Source organism: Streptomyces sp. NPDC005435 (assembly GCF_040703155.1).
GTDB lineage: Bacteria > Actinomycetota > Actinomycetes > Streptomycetales > Streptomycetaceae > Streptomyces.
The window spans coordinates 131,224-154,555 of sequence record NZ_JBEXEQ010000018.1 but is presented as its reverse complement, the minus strand read 5'-3'; the positions used below and the strand labels follow the sequence as shown (position 1 = coordinate 154,555).

Annotated in this window: 21 protein-coding genes; 7 read left to right on the top strand and 14 right to left on the bottom strand. The window is 72.5% G+C overall.

Annotated features, from left to right (window positions below; all coding sequences use genetic code 11):
- Nucleotides 1–286 precede the first annotated feature (286 nt).
- Nucleotides 287–775: a YajQ family cyclic di-GMP-binding protein gene (locus AB0898_RS23390; RefSeq protein ID WP_366804916.1), complete on the top strand. Its 489-nt coding sequence runs from the start codon at nt 287–289 to the stop codon at nt 773–775.
- Between the two features lie 71 nt (nt 776–846).
- Here the strand turns inward: AB0898_RS23390 and AB0898_RS23385 are convergent, their stop codons facing one another.
- The 13 genes from AB0898_RS23385 to AB0898_RS23325 all read right to left on the bottom strand — a co-directional run bounded on the left by AB0898_RS23385 (nt 847) and on the right by AB0898_RS23325 (nt 14,169).
- Nucleotides 847–1,113 (bottom strand): GlsB/YeaQ/YmgE family stress response membrane protein, encoded by a 267-nt coding sequence (locus AB0898_RS23385; protein WP_366804915.1) that lies wholly within the window; start codon nt 1,111–1,113, stop codon nt 847–849.
- Nucleotides 1,114–1,252: 139 nt separating this feature from the next.
- Nucleotides 1,253–1,645, bottom strand: coding sequence for a YccF domain-containing protein (locus tag AB0898_RS23380; protein WP_366804914.1), 393 nt, complete (start codon nt 1,643–1,645; stop codon nt 1,253–1,255).
- Nucleotides 1,642–2,505, bottom strand: a complete 864-nt coding sequence (htpX, locus tag AB0898_RS23375; RefSeq protein WP_366804913.1) for a zinc metalloprotease HtpX — start codon at nt 2,503–2,505, stop codon at nt 1,642–1,644. The genes AB0898_RS23380 and htpX overlap by 4 nt, the downstream gene beginning before the upstream one ends.
- A gap of 134 nt (nt 2,506–2,639) precedes the next feature.
- A complete protein-coding gene (locus tag AB0898_RS23370; RefSeq protein WP_366804912.1) occupies nt 2,640–4,274 on the bottom strand; it encodes an NADH-quinone oxidoreductase subunit N in 1,635 nt (544 codons plus the stop codon).
- A complete protein-coding gene (locus AB0898_RS23365; protein WP_366804911.1) occupies nt 4,271–5,845 on the bottom strand; it encodes an NADH-quinone oxidoreductase subunit M in 1,575 nt (524 codons plus the stop codon). Before AB0898_RS23365 ends, AB0898_RS23370 begins: the two co-directional genes overlap by 4 nt.
- Before the next feature lie 6 nt (nt 5,846–5,851).
- Nucleotides 5,852–7,846, bottom strand: coding sequence for an NADH-quinone oxidoreductase subunit L (locus AB0898_RS23360; RefSeq protein ID WP_366804910.1), 1,995 nt, complete (start codon nt 7,844–7,846; stop codon nt 5,852–5,854).
- Nucleotides 7,843–8,205 (bottom strand): NADH-quinone oxidoreductase subunit NuoK, encoded by a 363-nt coding sequence (gene nuoK, locus AB0898_RS23355; protein ID WP_361117919.1) that lies wholly within the window; start codon nt 8,203–8,205, stop codon nt 7,843–7,845. Before nuoK ends, AB0898_RS23360 begins: the two co-directional genes overlap by 4 nt.
- Nucleotides 8,205–8,897: an NADH-quinone oxidoreductase subunit J gene (locus tag AB0898_RS23350; RefSeq protein ID WP_366804909.1), complete on the bottom strand. Its 693-nt coding sequence runs from the start codon at nt 8,895–8,897 to the stop codon at nt 8,205–8,207. The genes nuoK and AB0898_RS23350 overlap by 1 nt, the downstream gene beginning before the upstream one ends.
- Nucleotides 8,894–9,502, bottom strand: a complete 609-nt coding sequence (locus tag AB0898_RS23345) for an NADH-quinone oxidoreductase subunit I (protein WP_366804908.1) — start codon at nt 9,500–9,502, stop codon at nt 8,894–8,896. The genes AB0898_RS23350 and AB0898_RS23345 overlap by 4 nt, the downstream gene beginning before the upstream one ends.
- Entirely contained in the window at nt 9,502–10,470 is a 969-nt protein-coding gene (locus AB0898_RS23340) for a complex I subunit 1 family protein (RefSeq protein WP_366804907.1), read from the bottom strand. The genes AB0898_RS23345 and AB0898_RS23340 overlap by 1 nt, the downstream gene beginning before the upstream one ends.
- Nucleotides 10,467–13,121 (bottom strand): NADH-quinone oxidoreductase subunit C, encoded by a 2,655-nt coding sequence (locus tag AB0898_RS31890; RefSeq protein ID WP_407078389.1) that lies wholly within the window; start codon nt 13,119–13,121, stop codon nt 10,467–10,469. The genes AB0898_RS23340 and AB0898_RS31890 overlap by 4 nt, the downstream gene beginning before the upstream one ends.
- Complete coding sequence (locus tag AB0898_RS23330; RefSeq protein WP_366804906.1) at nt 13,118–13,750, bottom strand: NADH-quinone oxidoreductase subunit B family protein; 633 nt, start codon at nt 13,748–13,750, stop codon at nt 13,118–13,120. The genes AB0898_RS31890 and AB0898_RS23330 overlap by 4 nt, the downstream gene beginning before the upstream one ends.
- On the bottom strand, nt 13,741–14,169 hold the full coding sequence (locus AB0898_RS23325; RefSeq protein WP_407078388.1) for an NADH-quinone oxidoreductase subunit A: 429 nt from the start codon (nt 14,167–14,169) through the stop codon (nt 13,741–13,743). Before AB0898_RS23325 ends, AB0898_RS23330 begins: the two co-directional genes overlap by 10 nt.
- A 244-nt stretch (nt 14,170–14,413) precedes the next feature.
- On the opposite strand from AB0898_RS23325, the gene AB0898_RS23320 reads away from it, so the two are divergent.
- Entirely contained in the window at nt 14,414–15,706 is a 1,293-nt protein-coding gene (locus AB0898_RS23320) for a sensor domain-containing protein (RefSeq protein WP_366804905.1), read from the top strand.
- A gap of 11 nt (nt 15,707–15,717) precedes the next feature.
- Here the strand turns inward: AB0898_RS23320 and AB0898_RS23315 are convergent, their stop codons facing one another.
- A complete protein-coding gene (locus AB0898_RS23315; RefSeq protein WP_366804904.1) occupies nt 15,718–16,680 on the bottom strand; it encodes an NADP-dependent oxidoreductase in 963 nt (320 codons plus the stop codon).
- A gap of 77 nt (nt 16,681–16,757) precedes the next feature.
- Between AB0898_RS23315 and AB0898_RS23310 the strand changes: the two genes are divergently transcribed.
- The 5 genes from AB0898_RS23310 to AB0898_RS23290 all read left to right on the top strand — a co-directional run bounded on the left by AB0898_RS23310 (nt 16,758) and on the right by AB0898_RS23290 (nt 23,315).
- Nucleotides 16,758–17,156 (top strand): helix-turn-helix domain-containing protein, encoded by a 399-nt coding sequence (locus AB0898_RS23310; RefSeq protein ID WP_366804903.1) that lies wholly within the window; start codon nt 16,758–16,760, stop codon nt 17,154–17,156.
- Between the two features lie 136 nt (nt 17,157–17,292).
- Entirely contained in the window at nt 17,293–18,630 is a 1,338-nt protein-coding gene (locus tag AB0898_RS23305) for a sensor domain-containing protein (protein ID WP_366804902.1), read from the top strand.
- Nucleotides 18,631–19,349: 719 nt separating this feature from the next.
- Nucleotides 19,350–20,021, top strand: a complete 672-nt coding sequence (locus tag AB0898_RS23300) for a response regulator transcription factor (RefSeq protein ID WP_366804932.1) — start codon at nt 19,350–19,352, stop codon at nt 20,019–20,021.
- A gap of 308 nt (nt 20,022–20,329) precedes the next feature.
- On the top strand, nt 20,330–22,258 hold the full coding sequence (locus AB0898_RS23295) for a 2-oxoacid:acceptor oxidoreductase subunit alpha (RefSeq protein WP_366804901.1): 1,929 nt from the start codon (nt 20,330–20,332) through the stop codon (nt 22,256–22,258).
- The gene (locus tag AB0898_RS23290) at nt 22,251–23,315 is read left to right on the top strand and encodes a 2-oxoacid:ferredoxin oxidoreductase subunit beta (protein WP_366804900.1); all 1,065 of its coding nucleotides are present in this window, start codon (nt 22,251–22,253) and stop codon (nt 23,313–23,315) included. Before AB0898_RS23295 ends, AB0898_RS23290 begins: the two co-directional genes overlap by 8 nt.
- Nucleotides 23,316–23,332: the final 17 nt, after the last annotated feature.

Sequence of the window (23,332 nt, the reverse complement as noted above, 5' to 3'; positions counted from 1 at the left end):
TCGCTCGGAAGGCCCCGCTGTGGGCGGTGCTCCCTGGCAACGACGTAAACAATACCCGATGCGGAGGGGTGCTTCGCCACCCGATTGATCTCCGCCTCAGGGCGTGCGGGGTGGCAGGGCCCGTCTGACAATTCGCGTCGTCGCCCGAAGGGCGAGGCAGACGGGAATTGTCAGACAGGCCCTAGGCTGGTGCGGATGCGGCCCGGCAGGATGCCGGGCGCGGCGGCCGTCGCCTCCTGGGCCGGGCCGCACTCGATCCGCACCCCGATGCAAGGAGCCACAGGACATGGCCGACTCCAGTTTCGACATCGTCTCGAAGGTCGAGCGGCAGGAGGTCGACAACGCCCTCAACCAGGCCGCCAAGGAGATCTCGCAGCGCTACGACTTCAAGGGCGTGGGTGCCTCGATCTCGTGGTCCGGCGAGAAGATCCTCATGGAGGCGAACTCCGAGGAGCGCGTGAAGGCCGTTCTCGACGTCTTCGAGTCCAAGCTGATCAAGCGTGGCATCTCGCTGAAGGCGCTGGACGCGGGCGAGCCCCAGCTGTCCGGCAAGGAGTACAAGATCTTCGCCTCCATCGAGGAGGGCATCTCCCAGGAGAACGCCAAGAAGGTGGCGAAGATCATCCGCGACGAGGGCCCCAAGGGCGTCAAGGCGCAGGTCCAGGGCGACGAGCTGCGCGTCAGCTCCAAGAGCCGTGACGACCTCCAGGCCATCATCGCCCTCCTCAAGGGCAAGGACTTCGACTTCGCCCTCCAGTTCGTGAACTACCGGTAGGCACAGACAGGCACAGACGGACGGAGGGGGCTGCCCGGCCGGGCAGCCCCCTCCGTCGTCCGCCGGACGTGTCAGTCCCGCGAGTTTCCGAACAGCACCCGGTACAGGATCAGCAGCACCAGTGAGCCGCCGATCGCCGCCGCCCAGGTCGCGCCGTCGTAGAAGTGCTTGCTGATCGGGTGGTCGAGCCAGCGGGAGGAGATCCAGCCGCCGATGAAGGCGCCCGCGATGCCGATCAGGGTCGTGCCGATGAAGCCGCCCGGGTCGCGGCCCGGCAGCAGGAATTTGGCGATGGCGCCGGCCAGCAGGCCCAGGATGATCCAACCGATGATGCTCATGCCGAGTTACCTGCCCTTCCGCGCTGTCTCCTCACTGTCCGACCGCTGAGAATTCGGTGAGGACCATGTGGGTGAGGAGACAAGGCGTACGTCTTCCGATTCGTCCGGGAAGACGCCTTCCGGGCAGGTGACGGTTGCGTCAGCGCGCGCCGAACGGCTCGTCCGTGCGCACGATCTCGCGGCCCAGCGGCAGCAGCGAGACCGGGATCATCTTGAAGTTGGCGATGCCGAACGGGATGCCGATGATCGTCAGACACAGCGCGACGCCGGTCGTGATGTGGGCGAGCGCCAGCCACCAGCCCGCCAGGACCAGCCAGAGGACGTTGCCGACACAGGACGGCGCGCCCGCGTCGCGCCGCTCGATGGTGGTGTACCCGAAGGGCCACAGGGCGTAGACACCGATACGGAAGGCGGCGATCCCGAAGGGGATGCCGATGATCGTGATGCAGAGCAGCAGGCCCGCGAGCAGGTAGCCCAGGAAGAGCCAGAAGCCGCTCAGGACCAGCCAGATGATGTTGAGGACTGTCTTCACCGGTTTCGACCTGCCATCTGTTCCAGTCGGGCGATGCGCTCCGCCATCGGCGGGTGCGTGGAGAACATCCGCGACAGCCCCTGGCCGGGGCGGAACGGGTTCGCGATCATCATGTGGCTCGCGGTCTCGATGCGCGGCTCAGGGGGCAGCGGAAGCTGCTGGGTGCCGGTCTCCAGCTTGCGCAGCGCCCCGGCGAGGGCGAGCGGGTCGCCGGTGAGCTGGGCGCCGGAGGCGTCCGCCTCGTACTCCCGGGAGCGGCTGATGGCCAGCTGGATGAGGGTGGCGGCGAGCGGGCCGAGGATCATGATCAGCAGCATGCCGAGCAGGCCGGGTCCGTCGTCGTCGTCCGAGCGGCCGATGGGGATCAGCCAGGCGAAGTTCACCAGGAACATGATCACCGAGGCGAGGGCGCCGGCGACGGACGAGATGAGGATGTCGCGGTTGTAGACATGGCTCAGCTCGTGGCCGATGACCCCGCGCAGTTCGCGCTCGTCGAGCAGGCGCAGGATGCCCTCGGTGCAGCACACGGCCGCGTTGCGCGGGTTGCGGCCGGTGGCGAAGGCGTTGGGGGCCTCGGTGGGCGAGATGTACAGGCGCGGCATGGGCTGGCGGGCCTGCGTGGACAGCTCGCGCACCATCCGGTAGAGCTCCGGCGCCTCGAACTCGCTGACCGGGCGGGCCCGCATGGCGCGCAGGGCCAGCTTGTCGCTGTTCCAGTACGCGTACGCGTTGGTGGCCAGCGCCACCAGGACGGCGACGATCAGGCCCGTACGCCCGAAGAGGCTGCCGATGACGATGATGAGCGCCGACAGTCCCCCGAGGAGTACTGCGGTCCTGAGCCCGTTGTGCCGGCGGTGCACGGTGCGCCCTCCAAGTCGTGCAGCGAACCCTTCGGTCCAGTGGACCCTCCCGCACTGGTCAACGCCAGGCGGCGGCCGCGAGTTCCCAGGTGCGGGCGGGGGCGCCGTACGTCCGTACGGGTGGGGCGGGTGGCTCAGAACAGGTTCGTGACGGCGAAGCGCAGGACCAGTTCCGGTGCCCCGGACAGGGCGACGCCGACGACACCGGTGAGGGCGAGGGCGAGCGTGAGGGGGGCCGGAACGTGGTGGCGGGCCGGTTCGCCCTCGGGGGCGCGGAACAGCAGGGCCGTCCACCTCAGGTAGTAGTACAGCGCGATCACGACGTTGACGGCCATGACGACGGCGAGCCAGCCGAGGCCCGCGTTCACGGCGGTGGAGAACACGGTGACCTTGGCGAAGAGGCCGATGACGCCGGGGGGCAGTCCCGCGAGGCACAGCAGGAAGAAGGCCAGGAGGAGCGCGGTGACGGGGTTGGTGGCGTACAGGCCCCGGTAGTCGGCGATGCGGTTGGCGGAGCGCGTACGGCCCACCAGGGCGGCCACGGCGAAGGCGCCGAGGTTGACCGCGCCGTACATGAGCGCGTACGCGACGGTGGAGCCGATGGCCTGGCGGGCGTCGCGGGTGTATCCGGCGGCGGCGATCGGTACGAGGAGGTAGCCGGCCTGGCCGACGGAGGACCAGGCGAGCAGCCGTACCGCGCTGTATGCGCGCGTGCCGCTCTGGCGCAGGGCGCCGGCGTTTCCGGCGGTCATGGTGAGCGCGGCGAGGACCGCGAGGGCGGGGCCCCAGACGTCGGCGTACGACGGGAAGCCGATCACGGTGACGAGGATCAGGCCGGAGAAGCCGACCGCCTTGCCGACGACGGAGAGGTAGGCGGCGACGGGCAGCGGCGCGCCGACGTAGGTCTCGGGCACCCAGAAGTGGAAGGGGACGGCGGCCGTCTTGAAGGCGAAGCCGATCAGGGTGAGGACGACGCCGGTCTGGGCGAGGACGTGGAACTGGCCGTCGACGTGCGGCAGGTGCTGGGCGATCTGGGTGAGGTAGAGGCTGCCGGTGGAGGCGTAGACGAAGCTGACGCCCATGAGGCTGACGGCGGTGGCGGTGACCGAGGAGAGGAAGAACTTCAGGGCCGCCTCGGCGGAGCGCCGGTCGCCGTGCCGGATGCCGACGAGGGCGAAGGCGGGCAGCGAGGCGACCTCCAGGGCGACGACCAGGGTGGCGAGGTCGCGGGAGGCGGGCAGCAGGGCGGCTCCGGCGGCCGAGGAGAGCAGCAGGAACCAGAACTCGCCGGCCGGGACGCGCCGGTGCTCGTCCCTCAGGCCGGTCATCGACAGCAGGGCGGCGAGGAGGGCGCCGCCGAGGACGAGGAGCTGGATGGCGAGGGTGAAGTGGTCGGCGGTGTAGCTGCACGCGCGCGTGGTGCCGCTTCCCGCGCAGAAGGTGGCGCGGTCGCCGTCCAGGAGGGGCAGCAGCATGAGCCCGGCGGCGGTCAGGCCCGCGATGGAAACCCACCCCAGGAGGGGTTTACGGGCGTCCGGCAGGAAAAGGTCGGCGACGAGCACGACGAGGGCCGTGATGGCGGCGAGGACGGGCGGGGCGATGGCGAGCCAGTCGACGGACTGGACCACCGGCTGGGACAGCGCGTGGGCCACGGGCCTGCTCGCCGCCGAGAGGAGGGGGTCGGCCACGGTGTGGGCCGCCGCGTCGAACGCGAAGTGGGCCACGTGGCCGCCCCACGACTGGGCGAGGTAGTGGGCCGGGGCGGTCATCGGGTGCCTCCCGCGAGGAGCTGCTGCACGGCCGGGTCGGTGAGGCCGAGCAGGGACCTCGGCCAGAGTCCGGCGACGAGGGTGAGGACGACGAGCGGGGTCCAGGCGGCCAGCTCGTAGCCACGGACGTCGGTGAGTTCGGGCAGGTCGCGCCGCGTGTCGCCCATGCAGACCCGGCGGACCACGACCAGGAGGTAGGCGGCGGTGAGCAGGGTGCCGAAGGCGCCGATCGCCATGAAGACGAGGTAGGCGGTGCGGTTGAGGTCGGCGGCGGGGCGGAACGCGCCGAACAGGGAGAGCATCTCGCCCCAGAACCCGGCGAGTCCGGGGAGTCCGAGCGAGGCGACGGCGGCGAAGGCGAGCAGTCCGCCGAGGCGCGGGGCCCTGCCGTACAGCGCGGCGCCGGTGTGCTCGGCCAGGGTGTCGAGGTCGGTGCTGCCGGTGCGGTCCTTGAGGGCGCCGACCAGGAAGAACAGCAGGCCGGTGATGAGGCCGTGGGCGATGTTGGCGAACAGGGCGCCGTTCACGCCGGTCGGGGTCATCGTGGCGATGCCGAGCAGGACGAAGCCCATGTGGCCGACGGAGGAGTAGGCGATGAGCCGCTTGAGGTCGCCCTTGGCACCGGGTTTGGCGAGGTTGAGGCAGGCCAGGGAGCCGTAGACGATCCCGACCACGGCGAAGGCGGCGAGGTAGGGCGCGAAGACGTGGAAGCCCTGCGGGGCCTCGGGGAGCAGGATGCGGACGAACCCGTACGTGCCCATCTTCAGCAGGACGCCGGCGAGGAGGACCGAGCCGACGGTCGGGGCGGAGGTGTGGGCGTCCGGGAGCCAGCTGTGCAGGGGCCACATCGGGGTCTTCACGGCGAGCCCGATGCCGATCGCCAGAACGGCGATGACCTGCACGGATGTGCTCAGGGACCGGCCGTTGTCAGTGGCTAGTGCCACCATGTCGAATGTGCCCGCCTTGATCCCGATCAGGAGCAGGCCGAGCAGCATGATCACGGAGCCGAGCAGCGTGTACAGGATGAATTTCCACGCGGCCCTGCTCCGGCCCTCGCCGCCCCAGCGGGCGATGAGGAAGTACATGGGGACGAGCACGGTCTCGAACGCGAGGAAGAAGAGGACGAGGTCGAGCACGGAGAAGGAGGCGAGGGTGCCGCCTTCGAGCAGCAGGACCAGGGCGGTGAACGCCTTCGGGGACGGGCCCGTGGGCGGCTTGGAGGAGGAGTAGAGCGCGCAGAGGAAGGTCAGCAGCGCGGTCAGGACGACGAGGGGGAGCGAGATGCCGTCGATGCCGAGGTGGATGCGCACATGGAGTGCGGGGATCCAGCTGATGTCGGTCTGGGCCTGCATCCTCGACGGGTGGTCGTGGTCGAAGCCGAGCGCGAGGACGATCGCGGCGATGAGGACGGCGCCGGTCACGGTCACGCCGTGGCGGAGTACGGCCTGGTCGGGGGACTTCCCCTTCAGCCCGGGCGGTGCCGGCAGGAGAGCCGCGGCGGCGCCGAGAAGCGGGACGGCGACGATGAACGCCAGAAGAAACCGCATCACTGACTCGTTGATACCGATCACGCCTGCTCACGCTCCCGAGGCGACGAGGAGGACGGCGACCGTCAGGACGACGGTGCCGGCGAGCAGCGCGCTCACATAGGTCTGGACGTTGCCGGTCTGTGCCCGGCGTACGGCGGCTCCGAGCAGCCGGGGCAGGGCGGCGGCGCCGCGTACGTAGGTGTCGACGACCTCGCGGTCGAGGAAGCGTACGAGGCTCGCCGCGGCGAGGACCGGGCGGACGAACAGCGCGGAGTACACGGCGTCCAGGTGGAAGCCGCTCGCGGCGGGCCTGAACAGCGGGCCGAGCAGGACGCGCGCGGGGTCCGCCGGGTCGGGGGCGCGGGCGATGTCGCCGTAGGCCGGCTCGTGCGCGGCGATGGCCTCGGCCTCCACCTGGCCGGCGTCGCCCTCGGGGTGCGCGGCGACGGCGCCCAGGGGGACGCGGGCGGCGCGGGCGGAGGTGCGCTGCCAGACGCCGTAGGTGAGCAGTGCGCCGACGACGGCGAGGCCGGTGCCGAGGACGGAGGTGAGCAGGGTGGGCGCGAGGCCGCGGCCGTCGAACCAGCCGGGCAGCGTGCGGTAGGCGAGTCCGCCGAAGGCCAGCGAGGGCACGGCGAGCACCCAGAGCACCACGGTCATGGTGAGCGGTTCACGGACGTGCTCCGGGGCCTCGGCGCCCCGGCCGCGGAAGGCGAGCAGCCACAGCCGGGTCGCGTACGCGGCGGTGAGGAGGGCCGTGACGAGACCGGCGACGAGGACGATCCAGCCCGCGGCGCCGGGGACCGGACCCTCGTGCCCGGTGGCGGTGTGTTCGGCGGCGCCGAGGACGGACTCCTTGGAGAAGAAGCCGCTGAACGGCGGGATCGCGGCGAGCGCGAGCAGCGCCACGGTCATCGTCCAGAAGGCGTCCGGGACGCGGTCGCGCAGATGGCTCATGCGGGACATGGCGGCGAGCGAGTTGGTGCCGCCGGCGTGGATGACCACTCCGGCGGCGAGGAACAGCAGCGCCTTGAAGGCGCCGTGCGCGAGGAGGTGGAAGACGGCGGCACCCCGGTCGCCGACGGCGAGGGCGCCGGTCATGTAGCCGAGCTGGCCGATGGTCGAGTAGGCGAGGACGCGCTTGATGTCGTCCTGGGCGAGCGCGGAGAGGCCGGAGCCCACCATGGTGACGGCGGCCATCGCGGCGAGGACCACCATCGCGGCGGCGGACGCCTCGAAGACGGGCAGGAGACGGGCGATGAAGTAGACACCGGCGGCGACCATGGTCGCGGCGTGGATCAGCGCGGAGACGGGTGTGGGGCCCGCCATCGCGTCCGGGAGCCAGGTGTGCAGCGGGAACTGCGCCGACTTGCCGGCCACGCCCGCGAGGAGCAGCAGGGCGATCAGGGTCGGGTGGTCGAGTCCGCCGCTCGCGACCGTGGCGAGGACGCGGGTGATGCGGAAGGACCCGGCGTCGGTGCCGAGCGCGAACAGGCCGATGAGGAACGGCACGTCGCCGAGCTTGGTGACCAGGAACGCCTTCAGGGAGGCGGCGCGAGCCTCCGGGGTCTCCCAGTAGTGGCCGACGAGGAAGTAGGAGCAGATGCCCATGACCTCCCAGCCGACCAGCAGCACGATCAGGTCGCCGGAGTAGACGACGAGAAGCATGGCGGAGGTGAAGAGGGAGACGAGGGCCGCGTACGAGGGGTAGCGGGGGTCCTCGCGCAGATAGCCGGTCGAGTAGATCTGCACGCAGCTCGCGACGAAGGCCACCAGGACGGCGACGAGCGCGGCGAAGCCGTCGATGTGCAGGGCGAGGTCGACCGGTACGGAGCCGGTGGGCGTCAGCAGGGTGGACGCGTCCAGGGCCCGGCCGCCGCCCTGGCGGGCCGCGACGAGCGCGGTCAGCACGAGGGAGGCGAGGACGGGCAGTACGGCGAGCGGCCGGACGAAGCCGGGCGCGGTGCGGCCGAGCAGCAGTCCGGCGGCGGCGCCGAGGAAGGGCAGGACGGGGACGAGGGCGGCGAGGGTGGTCGTGGTCACGCGGTGGCCTCAGCCTTCTCGGCCCCCGGGGCGGCGTCGGGGCCCTCGGCGGTGTCACGGAGCCGGTCGATGTCGGAGGTGCCCCGGTTGCGGTACACGGCGAGCACGATCGCCAGGCCGATGCCGATCTCGGCGGCCGCGATGGCGATGGTGAACAGGGTCAGCGCCTGCCCGGAGTGCAGGGTGTCGCGGGCGGCGCGGCTGAGCCAGACGTCGAAGGCGACGAGGTTGAGGTTGACGGCGTTGAGCATCAGCTCGACCGACATCAGGACCAGGATCGCGTTGCGGCGGGCGAGGACGCCGTAGAGGCCGGTGCAGAAGAGGAGGGCGGAGAGTACGGCGGGGTAGGCGAGGTGCATCAGCGGGCGCCTTCCTGGTCGCCGGGGGGCTGCGTGGGCCCGGCGGCGGTCCGCGTGGGGCTGCCGGGGGACTTGGCGGGGCCCGGGACGCCGGGGGCCTTGGTGAGGCTGGGGGCGCCGGGGGTCTCGTCCTGGTCGGCCGGGGCCTTGCGGGACAGGACGATCGCGCCGACCAGGGCGGCCAGGAGGAGCACGGACAGCGCCTCGAAGGGCAGCACCCAGCCGCGGAAGAGGCTCTCGCCGGTGACGCGGGTGGTGCCGGCGGCCGGTCCGTCCAGGTCGATCCAGGTGGCGCGGAAGGCGTCCACGACCACCCAGACCAGCGCGCCCGCGGCGCCGACGGCGACGGCGAGCGCGGCCCAGCGGTTGCCGGAGTCGGCGTCCGGGGAGCGGCCGATGGGGGCCCGCGTGAGCATCAGCCCGAACAGGAGGAGGACGACGACGGAACCGACGTAGATGAGGACCTGCACCCAGGCGATGAACTCGGCGGTGAGCAGGAGGTACTCGACGGCGAGCCCGCCGAGCGCGACCACCAGCCACAGGGCGGCGTGCACCAGCTGCCGGGTGGTGACGGTGATCAGCGCGGCGCCGAAGGTGGCGAGGCCGACGAGCAGGAAGGCGATCTCGACGCCGGTCGGGGACAGGAAGCCGTGGGGGGCGGCGGCGGCCAGTACGGCCGGGGCGGGGCTCACGACTCTCCTTCCTGCTCGGTGGACTTCTCTGCGGTCTCTGCTTCTTGGGCGGCCTCGGCTGCCTCGGCTGCCTCGGCCGCTTGCGCGGCGGCCAGTTTGTCGGCGGTCTTGCGGGCGGCGGCGATCTCCTTGGGCTCCTCCGCGTGCGGGTCCAGGGCGGGCGGCGCCGGGACCGTCCACATCCACTCGCGGAGCTTGTCGCGCTCGTGGGTGAGTTCGTGGATGTCGGTCTCGGCGTACTCGAACTCCGGTGACCAGAACAGCGCGTCGAAGGGGCAGACCTCGATGCAGATGCCGCAGTACATGCAGAGCGAGAAGTCGATGGCGAAGCGGTCCAGGACGTTGCGGCTGCGCTCGCGGCCGCCGGGGGTGGCGGCGGGGACCGTCTCCTTGTGGGAGTCGATGTAGATGCACCAGTCGGGGCACTCGCGGGCGCACAGCATGCAGACCGTGCAGTTCTCCTCGAACAGGCCGATGACTCCGCGGGTGCGGGGCGGCAGGTCGGGCTCGACGTCCGGGTACCGCTCGGTGACGGTCTTCCTCGTCATCGTGCGCAGGGTGACGGCCAGGCCCTTGGCCAGGCCGGAGCCGGGGATACGGGGCATCAGGAGATCACCACCTTGACGACGCCGGTGAGGGCGATCTGGGCGAGGGAAAGGGGGACGAGGAGGGTCCAGGAGAGCTTCTGGAGCTGGTCCTCGCGCAGGCGGGGGTAGGTGACGCGGAGCCAGATCACGAGGAACGCGAGCACCGCGGTCTTGAGCAGGGTCCACACCCAGCCGAGGCCGTCGGCGCCCCAGGGGCCGTGCCAGCCGCCGAGGAACAGGACGGTGGTCAGGCCGCACAGCACGACGATCCCGGCGTACTCCGCGAGCAGGAACAGGGCGAACCTCAGGCCGGTGTACTCCGTGTACGCGCCGAAGATGATCTCCGAGTCCGCCACGGGCATGTCGAACGGCGGGCGTTGCAGCTCCGCGAGTCCGGCCACGAAGAAGACGACCGCGCCGATGAGCTGCCAGGGCACCCACCACCAGTGGAAGGCGTCGAGAATGCCGGGCAGCGAGACCGTCCCCGCCGCCATCGCCACCGACGCGGCGGCGAGCAGCATCGGCAGCTCGTACGCCAGCAGCTGCGCCGCCGTCCGCAGGCCGCCGAGCAGCGAGAACTTGTTCGCGCTCGCCCAGCCGGCCATCAGCGAGCCGAGCACGCCGACGCCCATCACCGCGAGCACGAAGAAGATCCCCGCGTCGATCACCTGCCCTACCGCGCCGCTGCCCGGTCCGATCGGGATCGCAAGCAGCACCAGCAGATACGGCAGCAGCGCCACCGCCGGTGCCAGCTGGAAGATCCGCCGGTCGGCTCCCGCCGGTACGACATCCTCCTTCTGTGCGAACTTCACCCCGTCCGCGACGAGCTGGGCCCAGCCGTGGAACCCGCCCGCGTACATCGGGCCCAGCCGGCCCTGCATGTGGGCCATCACCTTGTGCTCGGTCTGGCCCACGATCAGCGGGAAGGTCAGGAACACACCGAACACGATCAGGAGCCGCAGGGCGACGGGCCATGCGTCGTTCACTGCGGGCCTCCTGAGGGGGTGTCGGGGGTGGGGGGTTCGGGAGCTGGGGGGTCGGAGCGCGCGGGGCGGTCCGGGGTCTGAGCGGGCTCGGCGGGGTGGCCGGGGGCCGGGTCATGGCCGGGCTCGGGGGCCGGGTCATGGCCGGGCCCGGGGGTTCGGTCCGGGTCCGGTGTGGGGGCCGGGGCGGCGGCCGGGTCCGGGGTCTGCCCAGGGTCCGGGGCCGGGTCGGGGTCGGAGGTCCGGTCCGGTTCGGGGGCGTGGTCGGAGTCGGCGGCCGAGTCCGAGGTCTGCCCGGGGGCCGGGGCCGGGCCGGGCCGGCGCGCGTTGTCCGGAGCCTGGCCGGAACCGGGGGCCTGGGCGGTGCCTGAGGCGTGGCCCGGCTCGGGCGTCTGGCTCGCGGGCCGCTCCCCCACCTGTTCCGGGGCCGGCTCTACGGAGCGAACCGCACCGGACGCACGTCCCCTGTCCGATTCCGGGGTGGGCTCGGGGGCCCGGTCCGGCTCGGGGGCCCGGCCGGGGGCCGAGGCCGAGTCGCGGGTCGGCTCCGGCACCTGGGAGGGGGCCGAAGTCGCGTCGGGCTCCGGTGCGCTGTCCGACGCCGGGCTCGGCTCAGGGGTCGGCGTGTCCTCCGGCTTGGGGGCCGGGGCAGGGCTGGGCTCGGAGACCTGCTCGGGCGCGGCCGCGTGGTCCGGCTCGGGGGTCCGGTGAGAGGCCGGGGCCGAGTCACCTGTCCGCTCCGGCGCCCGGGACGGGACCGAAGTCGCGTCGGGCTCCGGCGCGTTGTCCGACTCCGGGCTGGACTCAGAGGCATGCTCGGGCGGGGCCGCGTGGTCCGGCTCGGGGGTCCGGTGAGAGGCCGGGGCCGAGTCGCCTGTCCGCTCCGGCGCCCGGGACGGGACCGAAGTCGCGTCGGACTCCGGCGCGTTGTCCGACTCCGGCCTGGACTCAGAGGCCTGCTCGGGCGGGGCCGCGTGATCCGGCGCCTGCGACGGGGTCGAAGTCGCGCCACGTTCCCGTGTGCTGTCCGGGGCAGGGCTGGGCTCAGAGGCCGGCGTGTCCTCCGGCTTGGGGGCCGGGGGCTGGTCGGCCTGTGGGGGCTCGGTCGGTTCCGGGGTGTCCTGCGAGGTCGGTTCGTCGAAGGCCGGGCGGGCGTGGTGCCAGGGGGCGTCCGCGCTGCGTGGAGCCGTGGTGCGGCGGGCCGGAGGCTCGGGGGTGGGCGTCTGCTGGGACGCGGAGCCCTGGGAGGCGCTGCGCGTGCGGCGCGGGCGGCCCGGGGTACGGGACTCCCCCGGCGGCGGGGTCTCGGACGGCGTCGGGGTCTCCGGTGCGGACTCCGTGTCCTGGCGGTCCGTACCGGACGCCTGGCTCACCGAACCCTCGCTCGCGCTCCGCGTGCGGCGGGGCCGGGTGCCTCCGGCGGTCTCGTCTGCCGACGTGGCATCAGCAGGGCGTACGGCGTCGGCGGTTCCGTCCGCCGATCCGGCAACGTCGGTACCGGCAGGGCCGTCGGCCGGCCTGGACCCCGCAGCCCCTGCCGAAGCGGCGGCTTCGCCGGTCGGCGCGGCCCCGGGAGAACCGGCAGAGCCGTCGGCAGCACCAGCCGTCCCGGCCGACGCCGGCTCAGCGGCCTCCGGCGCCCCCGCGATCTGGCTCGCCGAACCCTCCGACGCCGAGCGGGTACGCCGTACCGGGCGCTCCCCGGCCGCAGGCGCCGTCTGGCTCGCCGAACCGTCCGACGCCGAGCGCGTACGCCGCGCCGGACGCTCCGGCGCCGAAGGCACCTGGCTCGCCGAACCCTCCGGCGCCGAAGGCACCTGACTCGCCGAACCCTCCGAAGCCGAGCGAGTACGACGTGCCAGACGATCACCCGCCGCAGCCGCCTCCTGACTTGCCGAACCCTCCGGCGCCGAAGGCACCTGACTCGCCGAACCCTCCGAAGCCGAACGGGTGCGCCGTGCCGGACGTTCACCCGCCGCAGCCGCCTCCTGGCTTGCCGAGCCCTCCGACACCGAGCGCGTGCGGCGCACCGGACGGTCCCCCGCCCCCGCTCGCGCAGGGCGTTCGCGCGTCGGTGCAGGTGGGAGCTGGCCCTTCAGGGGGCCCCATTCGTTCGGGTCGGGGACGCCGGGCGGGAGCATCTGGCGGCGTTTGGGGGTGCCGTGTTCCGACTCGCCGGGCTCCTTGGCGCCGGGCCAGGCCTTGGCGACGCGGGCGGCGAGGACGAAGTCCTTGCGGAGGGGGTGGCCTTCGAAGTTCTCGGGGAGGAGGAGGTGTTCCAGGCCGGGGTGGCCCGTGAAGTCGACGCCGAACATCTCGTGGGTCTCGCGCTCGTGCCAGGCGGCACCGGCGTAGACGCCGACGGCGGACGGCAGGACCGGTGCCGAGTGGGGCACGGTCGTCCGCAGCAGCAGGCGCCGTACCGGACCCAGGGCCACCACGTGCGCGGACACGCGGAAGCCGGTGCCGGGTTCGTCCACCGCGCTCAGCCAGTCGAAGTACGTGCAGGTCAGGGTCGTACGCGCCGTCTCCAGGGCGTCGAGCCACGCCTCCGGGGCCACGTCCACCGTGAGGACGTCGTACGACTCCTCCGCCGTGGCCCCCGCTCCGAACAGTTCCTCGGTGCCGGCGGGCAGCCAGCCGGTCGTACTCATCGCGCGTCCCCCTCGACGGAGGAAGGCATCAAAGGCGGCTTGACCAGGCCGCTCTGGAGGGCGGCGGTGGAAGGCCGGGCGGAGCCGTACCGCTCGCTGAGCGACTCGCGCGCGATCTTCTCCTGGAGCTTCAGGATGCCCTGGAGGAGCGCCTCGGGACGCGGCGGGCAGCCCGGGACGTACACGTCGACGGGGATGATCTGGTCGACGCCCTTGGTGACGGAGTACGAGTCCCAGTACGGGCCGCCGCAGTTGGAGCAGGCGCCGAAGGAGATGACGTACTTCGGCTCGGGCATCTGCTCGTAGAGCCGCTTCACGGCGGGCGCCATCTTGTCGGTGACCGTGCCGGAGACGACCATCAGGTCGGCCTGGCGGGGGCCCGGCGCGAAGGGGATGACGCCGAGGCGGATGAAGTCGTGCCGGGCCATCGACGCGGCGATGAACTCGATCGCGCAGCAGGCGAGGCCGAAGTTGAAGACCCAGAGGGAGTAGCGTCGGCCCCAGTTGAGGACGACCTTCATCGGCTCGGGGGCGAGCCGGGCGAGCGCGCCGAGCCTCTTCGGCTCGGGCAGCAGTACCGGGTCGGGGAGCGACACCGGCGCAGAGGCGGCGGCCGGGTTCACGTCCATGTCAGGACGCCCTTCTTGTATGCGTACAGCAGGCCGACGGCGAGGAAGCCCAGGAAGACGAACATCTCCACGAGGGTCGTCGCGCCGTAGCCGGGGGCGGCGAAGACCGTCGCCCAGGGGAACAGGAAGATCGAGTCGACGGCGAAGATCACGTACAGGAAGGCGTACACGTAGTAGCGGACCTGGGTGTGCGCCCAGCCCTCGCCGACCGGGTCCACGCCGCACTCGTACGTCATGAGCTTCTCGGGGGTGGGGACGACCGGCCGCAGCAGCCGGCCCGCGCCGAAGGCGACCGCGACGAAGAGCACGCCGACGACGGCGAGCAGCCCCACGACCGAGTACGACCCGAAGTACGACCCGGGGTGGCCCGCCGCGAGGCTGGCCGCGGCGACCGTCGAGTCCCCCAACGTCTCCCGCACCGTCCTTCTCCTCGCTCCCTGACCTGTGTGTTCCGCGTGCCCTGGGTGACCCCTGTGAACCGCGTGGCGTGACGCGATCCGAGGGTCTGTATGCACGGGAGTCTAGGCCCTGGCAAAGGAGCGGTAAGCAGGTCGTCACGCGCTGAGAGGGGCCGGGCGGGGCGTGGGGTGGGGTTTTCCCCCGGGGGCGGAAGGCGGACTGCCGCATGGCGCGGGGGGTGTCGGGCACGGCAGGCTGACCGCCATGACCGCTGCCGCCTCCGCCGCGGGCCGGGACGGGGACGATGCCCCCCGGGTCGCCGACGTCGATCACCACGCCGAGCCACTCCGGGGTGCCGGTGCCCTCCGGACCGACACCCGCGCGCCCGCCCCCGGCCCCCGGCCCGACTCCGACCCCCTGCCCCCCGCCCGCCTCCCCTTCGGCGCCCCCACCTGGAAGGAGATCGCGCATCTGCTGCTGAACCTGCCGGTGGCGGTGTTCGGGTTCGTCTACGTCGTCACCCTGGTCTCGGTCAGCGCGGGGCTGACGGTGACGGTGCTGGGGCTGCCGCTGCTCGCGGGCTGTCTGCTGGGCGCGCGGCTGCTGGGGCGGCTGGAGCGGGAGCGGGTGCGCGGGCTGCTCGGGGTGCGGGTGCCCGAGCCGTCGTCGCTGTCGCTGCTGCGCGGGCGGGACCGGAAGCTGTCGCGGCGGCTGTGGCTCGTACTGCGCGATCCGGTGGGCTGGCGGACGCTGCTCTACTTCTTCATCCGGCTGCCCTGGGGCATCTTCACCTTCTGCACGGTCCTGACCTCGCTGTTCGTGCTCTGGCCGGTGCTGTCGTTCATCGCCCGGGGGCTGACGAACGTGGACCGGGCGCTGGCGCGGGGTCTGCTGTCGCCGTCGGACGAGCTGGAGCGGCGGATAGCCGAGCTGGAGTCGGACCGGGGAGTGGTCGTGGACACGGCGGCGGCGGACCTGCGGCGCATCGAGCGGGATCTGCACGACGGGGCCCAGGCCCGGCTGGTCAACCTCGCCATGGGGCTCGGGCTGGCGAAGGAGAAGCTCCTGGAGGACCCCGAGGCGGCCGCCCGCATGGTCGACGAGGCGCACGGCGAGGTGAAGACCGCGCTGCGCGAACTCCGCGACCTGGCCCGGGGCATCCACCCCGCCGTCCTCACGGACCGGGGCCTCGACGCGGCCCTCTCCTCCATCGCCGCCCGCTGCACGGTCCCGGTGACCGTCACCACGGACCTGTCCACCCGCCCGGCCCCCGCCATCGAGGGCATCGCGTACTACACGGCCAGCGAACTCCTCCAGAACATCAGCAAGCACAGCCGGGCCCGCCACGCCTCCATCGACCTCTGGCGCACCGACGACCGCCTCATGCTCCAGGTCCGCGACGACGGGACGGGCGGCGCGACGGCATCCCCCGGCGGCGGCCTCCACGGCCTCACCGAACGCCTCGGCGCGGTCGACGGCCTCCTGGTGATCGACTCCCCGCCGGCCGGCCCGACGGTGATCACGGCGGAACTGCCCTGGCGGGACCGGCCGGCGTAGGAGCGGGCGCCCTAGTGCACCGAGGGCGCCAGCACCAGCCGCCCCCGAAGGCCGCCCTCCGCCAGCCGCTCCTGCGCCTGGGCCGCGCGGTCCAAGGGAAGTACGTCCGCCACGCGCAGGGTCAGGTCCAGCGCGGCGAGGCGGGCCAGGGCCGCTCCGTCCGCGCTGATCCACTGCTCGTGGACCCGGATGCCGCGCAGCGGGGGCGGCGCCGTGCCCACGGCCGCCGTGACGTAGGCGCCCCTCGTGCGGACGGCGGCGAGGGCCCGGATGCCGAGACCGGCCGTGTCGAGGACTCCGTCGACACCGCCGGGGACCAGCCGACGGACCTCGGCCGCAAGGTCCAGGGCGTCCCGGCCCACGATCCACTCCGCGCCGATACCGTATGCGAACTCCCGGTCCGCAGAGCCCACTTGGGCCATGACCCGGACTCCACGCCGTACCGCCAGTTCCACGGCGAAGCCGCCCACCGCGCCGGCCGCCCCGGTCACCAGCAAGGTGTCCCCCGGGGCCGGCCGCAGCAGGTCCAGGGACTGCGCCGCCGTGAGGCCGTTCAGCGGCAGGGTCGCGGCGGCCGCCGGAGACACACCGCGCGGCGCCGGCGCCACCGCCGTCGTGTCCAGCACCACGTACTCCGCGTACGTCCCCAGCGACACGTCCAGCAGATCGCGCAGCCCGATCACCGGATCCCCCGGCGCGAACGCCGTCACCCCGGCCCCGAGCCGGTCGACCACGCCCGCCACGTCCCAGCCGAGGCCCGTGCGCGGCCGCGCCGCCATCAGCCCGGCCTCGACCAGCGCGCCGGAACGGGTGGCCAGGTCAACGGGGTTGACCGTCGCCGCCTCGACCCTGATCCGTACCTGTCCGGGCCCTGGTTCCGGCGGCGCGACCGTCACCGTCTCCAGCACCTCGGTCCCGCCGTACCCCCGGGCCACCGTCGCCCGCATCGTCCCGTCCGTGTGTCCAACGCTCATGTCGCTCACCGTAGGGAGGGCTACTCTCCAACGGGAAGTACGTACTTCGAGGTGCCCAGGGCACCGGAAGGAGAGCCATGCCCACCCGTACCGCCGCGCGGCGCAGGGCCGAGGCGAAGCGTGAGTACGACGCCTACCTCGCCGAATGCCCCGCCCGTCAGCTCCTGGACCGCATCGCCGACAAGTGGGTCAGCCTCACGGTCACCGCGCTCGCCGACGGCCCGAAGCGGTACAGCGACCTGCGGCGCAGGCTGGCCGGGGTGAGTCAGAAGATGCTCACCCAGACGCTCCGGCACCTGGAGCGCGACGGCCTGGTCACCCGGACCGTGACCCCCGCCGTCCCGGTCCGGGTCGACTACGAGCTCACTCCGCTCGGCCGCTCCCTCCTGCCCGTCATGCGCGCGATCAAGGACTGGGCCGAGGACCACATGACCGAGGTGCGCGCGGCCCGCGCCGGCTACGACGCCCGGGACTGACCGTCGCGCCCCGCCCTGACGGTGGGGAAAACCCCCGTCCGGGGACACCGGCCCACGTCATGGCCCCGGAGACCCGCCGGGCGGGACGCTGGGCGCACGGTTCGACGCCCATGCGACGAGAGGACGGACCACGGCGATGGCCAGCGAGTACGACGGACAGGGGTACCGGAGTCTCCGCGTGCCCGAGGAGCGGGGGCATCGCGTGCCCGCCGGGCTGCGGGCGCCGTTCGAGGGGCGGACCTGGCGGGAGTTCGGGTACGTCCTGCTGAGCCTGCCGATCGCGATCGTGATGTTCGTGTGGGCGGTGACGGCGGTGTCGCTCGGCGCGGGGCTGCTGGTGACGTTCGTCGGGATTCCGGTGCTGGCGCTGGGGCTGGCCGGCTGCCGGGGGTTCGGGGCGCTGGAGCGGGCGCGGGCGCGCGGGCTGCTGCGGGTCCGGGTGGACGAGCCCGAGCCGCTGACCGTACGCGGACCCGGCGCCCTCGCCTGGATCGGCGCCGTGCTGAAGAGCGGCAGCTCCTGGCGGAACCTCCTCTTCGCGCTGCTCCGCTTCCCCTGGGCGGTGTTCTCGTTCGCGGTCGGGATCAGCTTCTGGACGTACGGCTGGGCGCTGCTGACGTACCCGCTGTGGTTCTGGGTGTTCCCGATGTACGCCGGTCAGGGCGGCATCCAGCTCTACGGCGACGCGCACCACAGCGTGTACCTGGACAACCCCTTCGAGATCACCGTGACCTCGCTGCTCGGCCTGGTGCTCACGCTGCTCACGCCGTGGGTGCTGCGGGGGCTGACCACGGTGGACGGGCTGCTGGTACGCGGGCTGCTCGGCCCCTCGCGGCTCTCGCAGCGCGTGGAGCGGCTGGAGTCGGGGCGCGGGACCGTGGTGGACACGGCGGCGGCGGACCTGCGGCGCATCGAGCGGGACCTGCACGACGGGGCCCAGGCGCGGCTGGTCAGCCTCGCCATGGACCTCGGGCTCGCCAAGGAGAAGCTGCGCGAGGACCCGGAGGCGGCCGCCCGCATGGTGGACGAGGCGCACGGCGAGGTGAAGACGGCCCTGCGGGAGCTGCGCGACCTGGCCCGGGGCATCCACCCCGCCGTCCTCACGGACCGGGGCCTCGACCCCGCCCTCTCCGCCGTCGCCGCCCGCTGCACGGTCCCCGTGACGGTCACGACCGACCTGCCGAGCCGTCCCGCCGCCGCCATCGAGGGCATCGCGTACTACACGGCCTCCGAACTCCTCCAGAACATCAGCAAACACAGCCGGGCCCGCCACGCCTCGGTCGACCTCTGGCGCACCGACGACCGCCTGATGCTGCTGGTCACGGACGACGGCGTGGGCGGCGCCGACCCCGCCCAGGGGTCCGGACTGGCCGGCCTGTCGGCCCGGCTGGGCGCCGTGGACGGCCTCCTCGTCATCGACTCCCCACCCGGCGGCCCGACCCGGATCACGGCGGAACTCCCCTGGCGGGACTGAACGGGGACCCTGACGGGACCTGGCCGGACCCACCCACCAGGCTGAGCCGGAGCCCTGACGAGACCTGGCCGGACCCACCCACCAGGCTGAGCCGGTGATCCCAGCCGGACGAAGCCGGGCGGCCTCGCGAGACCCGGCCGGCAGTCACAGCGGGACTTGGTCGGCAGCCGCAACGGGACCTGGCCGGCAGCCACAGCGGGGTCGCGCCGGACGCGCCGGCCAGGCACAGCCGACGGTCCCGCCCGGGCCGGCCCGGACGCCGCCGCAGGACCAGGCTGGCGCACCCGCCGTGACCGAGCCGGACACCGTCACGGGACTCGGCCGACGCCCCCGGCGGGATCAAGCCGGACGTGCCGGCGAGGCACAGCCGACGTCCATGGCCGGACCCAGCCAGGCGACCTCACCGGACCCAGCCGACGACCGCAGCGGAACCTGGCCGACGCCCCCGACCGGACCGAGCCGGACGCTCCCGCGAGGCACAGCCGGCGTCCATGGCCGGACCCAGCCGGGCGACCTCACCGGACCCAGCCGATGACCGCAGCGGAACCTGGCCGGCAGCCGCAGTAGAACCGAGCCGGCGGCCTCGCGGGGACCCGCTCCCGTCGCGGCCCCGCCCGGACCGAACCACAACAGGGAACCCCCCGCACCCCCAGGATTGCGGGATGCTTCTCCGCATGGCGGAGAAGGTGTCGCAGCGGACCGCAGGGGGCCGGGAGATCGTGGAGAACAGGGTGCGTGTGGTCATCGCCGAGGACTCGGTGCTGCTCAGGGAGGGGCTGACCCGGCTGCTGACCGACCGGGGTCACGAGGTGGTGGCCGGGGTCGGGGACGCGGAGGCGCTGGTCAAGACCGTGACCGAGCTGAGCGCGGCGGGCGAGCTGCCCGACGTGGTGGTGGCGGACGTACGGATGCCCCCTACCCACACCGACGAGGGCGTACGGGCCGCCGTAGAGCTGCGCAAGGCGCACCCGGGGCTCGGGGTGCTGGTCCTCTCGCAGTACGTGGAGGAGCGGTACGCCACCGAACTGCTGGCCGCGTCCAGCCGGGGCGTGGGCTATCTGCTCAAGGACCGGGTCGCCGACGTGCGCGAGTTCGTGGACGCGGTGGTCCGGGTCGCCGGGGGCGGTACGGCCCTCGACCCCGAGGTCGTCGCCCAGCTGCTCGGCCGCAGCCGGAAGCAGGACGTGCTGGCCGGGCTGACCCCGCGCGAGCGCGAGGTGCTGGGGCTGATGGCCGAGGGCCGGACCAACTCGGCCGTGGCCAGGCAGCTGGTGGTCAGCGACGGCGCGGTGGAGAAGCACGTCAGCAACATCTTCCTGAAGCTGGGCCTGACCCCGAGCGACGGGGACCACCGGCGGGTGCTGGCGGTGCTGACGTACCTGAACTCCTAGGGCGGCCCCTGGAAACTCCCAGAGCGGCCCCTAGGGGACGCGGACCCCTCAGGGCCACCCCTACGGGACCCCGCCCGCCCGACTCTCCCCCGCATCCGGGAGAAACCAGGGACCACCTGGGGAGTGTCTTTCGAGTGGTCCTCGGCCGGGACGGGAAATCATGAGATGTCAGCCCGCCGAGGCCGTCCCGGGGAGCCGTCCACCATGTGGATGGCCTCGGAAGGCGACCCTGAGCGACGTAGGGTTGATCCTGGACGGCCGGTGGGACGGCCGCCCATGAACAGCCGCCTCGAAGGAGGTCCAGTTCAGTGACCAGCCAGGTCAGCAGCCCAGCGGAACCGGCCGACGACACGGTCGTGGGAGAGCAGCGCACACCGGGCGGCGCGAAGGACGTGCGGCGCCTGAACCGGGTGATCATCCGGTTCGCGGGGGACTCCGGTGACGGGATGCAGCTCACCGGCGACCGCTTCACCTCGGAGACCGCGTCCTTCGGCAACGACCTCTCCACGCTCCCCAACTTCCCCGCCGAGATCCGCGCGCCCGCCGGCACCCTGCCGGGTGTCTCCTCGTTCCAGCTCCACTTCGCCGACCACGACATCCTCACCCCGGGCGACGCGCCGAACGTCCTGGTCGCGATGAACCCGGCCGCCCTGAAGGCCAACATCGGCGATCTGCCGCGCGGCGCCGAGATCATCGTCAACACCGACGAGTTCACCAAGCGCGCCCTGCAGAAGGTCGGCTACGCGGGCGACCCGCTGGAGGACGGCTCGCTGGACGGCTACCAGCTGCACCCGGTGCCGCTCACCACGCTCACGGTGGAGGCGCTGAAAGAGTTCGACCTCTCCCGCAAGGAGGCCGAGCGCAGCAAGAACATGTTCGCCCTCGGCCTGCTGAGCTGGATGTACCACCGGCCCACCGAGGGCACCGAGAAGTTCCTGCGGACCAAGTTCGCCAAGAAGCCGGACATCGCGGCGGCCAACATCGCGGCGTACCGCGCGGGCTGGAACTTCGGCGAGACCACCGAGGACTTCGCCGTCTCCTACGAGGTCGCCCCGGCCGCCCGCGCCTTCCCGCCGGGCCTCTACCGCAACATCTCGGGCAACCTCGCCCTGTCCTACGGCCTGATCACCGCCTCCCGGCAGGCGGATCTGCCGCTGTTCCTCGGCTCGTACCCGATCACCCCGGCCTCCGACATCCTGCACGAGCTCAGCAAGCACAAGAACTTCGGTGTGCGGACCTTCCAGGCGGAGGACGAGATCGCGGGCATCGGCGCGGCGCTGGGCGCGGCGTTCGGCGGCAGCCTCGCGGTGACGACGACGAGCGGTCCCGGCGTGGCGCTCAAGAGCGAGACCATCGGCCTCGCGGTCTCCCTCGAACTCCCGCTCCTCATCGTCGACATCCAGCGCGGCGGCCCCTCCACCGGTCTGCCGACCAAGACCGAGCAGGCCGACCTCCTCCAGGCGATGTACGGGCGCAACGGCGAGGCACCGGTCCCGGTGGTCGCGCCGAGAACCCCGGGCGACTGCTTCGACGCGGCGCTGGAGGCGGCCCGGATCGCGCTGACGTACCGCACCCCGGTGTTCCTGCTCTCCGACGGCTACCTGGCCAACGGCTCCGAGCCCTGGCGCATCCCGGAGTCCGACGAACTCCCGGACCTGACCGTCCAGTTCACGCAGGGCCCGAACCACACCCTGGAGGACGGCACCGAGGTCTTCTGGCCGTACAAACGCGACCCGCTGACCCTGGCCCGCCCCTGGGCGATCCCGGGCACACCCGGCCTCGAACACCGCATCGGCGGCATCGAGAAGCAGGACGGCACGGGCAACATCTCGTACGACCCGGCCAACCACGATCTGATGGTCCGCACCCGCCAGGCCAAGATCGACGGCATCGAGGTCCCCGACCTCCGGGTGGACGACCAGGACGGCGCCCGCACCCTGGTCCTCGGCTGGGGCTCGACGTACGGCCCGATCACGGCGGCGGTACGGCGGCTGCGCACGGCCGGCGAGCCGATCGCCCAGGCCCATCTGCGCCACCTCAACCCCTTCCCGGCCAACCTCGGCGAGGTCCTCGCGCGCTACGACAAGGTCGTGATCCCCGAGATGAACCTCGGCCAGCTCGCCACCCTGATCCGGGCGAAGTACCTGGTGGACGCCCGCTCCTACAACCAGGTCAACGGGATGCCGTTCAAGGCGGAACAGCTCGCCGCCGCGCTGAAGGAGGCCATCCATGACTGACCACGGCAACGGGCTGCTCCAACTGGTCCCCAAGGCGGAGACCAAGCAGTCGATGAAGGACTTCAAGTCCGACCAGGAGGTCCGCTGGTGCCCCGGCTGCGGTGACTACGCGATCCTCGCCGCCGTCCAGGGCTTCATGCCGGAGCTGGGGATGGCGAAGGAGAACATCGTCTTCGTCTCCGGGATCGGCTGCTCCTCCCGCTTCCCCTACTACATGAACACCTACGGGATGCACTCCATCCACGGCCGCGCCCCGGCCATCGCGACCGGACTCGCCGCCTCCCGGCGCGACCTGAGCGTGTGGGTGGTCACGGGCGACGGCGACGCCCTCTCCATCGGCGGCAACCATCTGATCCACGCGCTGCGCCGCAACGTCAATCTGAAGATCCTGCTGTTCAACAACCGGATCTACGGCCTGACCAAGGGCCAGTACAGCCCGACCTCCGAGCTGGGCAAGATCACCAAGTCGACGCCGATGGGCTCGCTGGACGCGCCGTTCAACCCGGTCTCGCTCGCGCTCGGCGCGGAGGCGTCCTTCGTGGCGCGCACGATCGACTCCGACCGCAAGCACCTCACCGAGGTCCTGCGCCAGGCCGCCGACCACCCCGGCACGGCCCTGATCGAGATCTACCAGAACTGCAACATCTTCAACGACGGCGCCTTCGACGCCCTGAAGGACAAGCAGCGCGCCGAGGAGGCGCTGATCCGCCTGGAGCACGGGCAGCCGGTGCGGTTCGGCGGCGCGGACGGCGAGCGCGGGGTCGTCCGCGACCGGGCGACCGGTGACCTGAAGGTCGTCGACGTCACCCCGGAGAACGAGGCCGACCTGCTGGTCCACAACGCCCACGCCGACTCCCCCACCACCGCCTTCGCCCTGTCCCGCCTTGCCGACCCCGACACCCTGCACCACACCCCGATCGGGGTGTTCCGCTCGGTGGAGCGTCCGGTCTACGACACGCTCATGTCCGGCCAGCTCGACACGGCGGTCGAGCAGCGGGGCAAGGGCGACCTGGCCGCGCTGCTCGCGGGCGGGGACAGCTGGACGGTCATCGGCTGAACCACGCCGAGGTGACG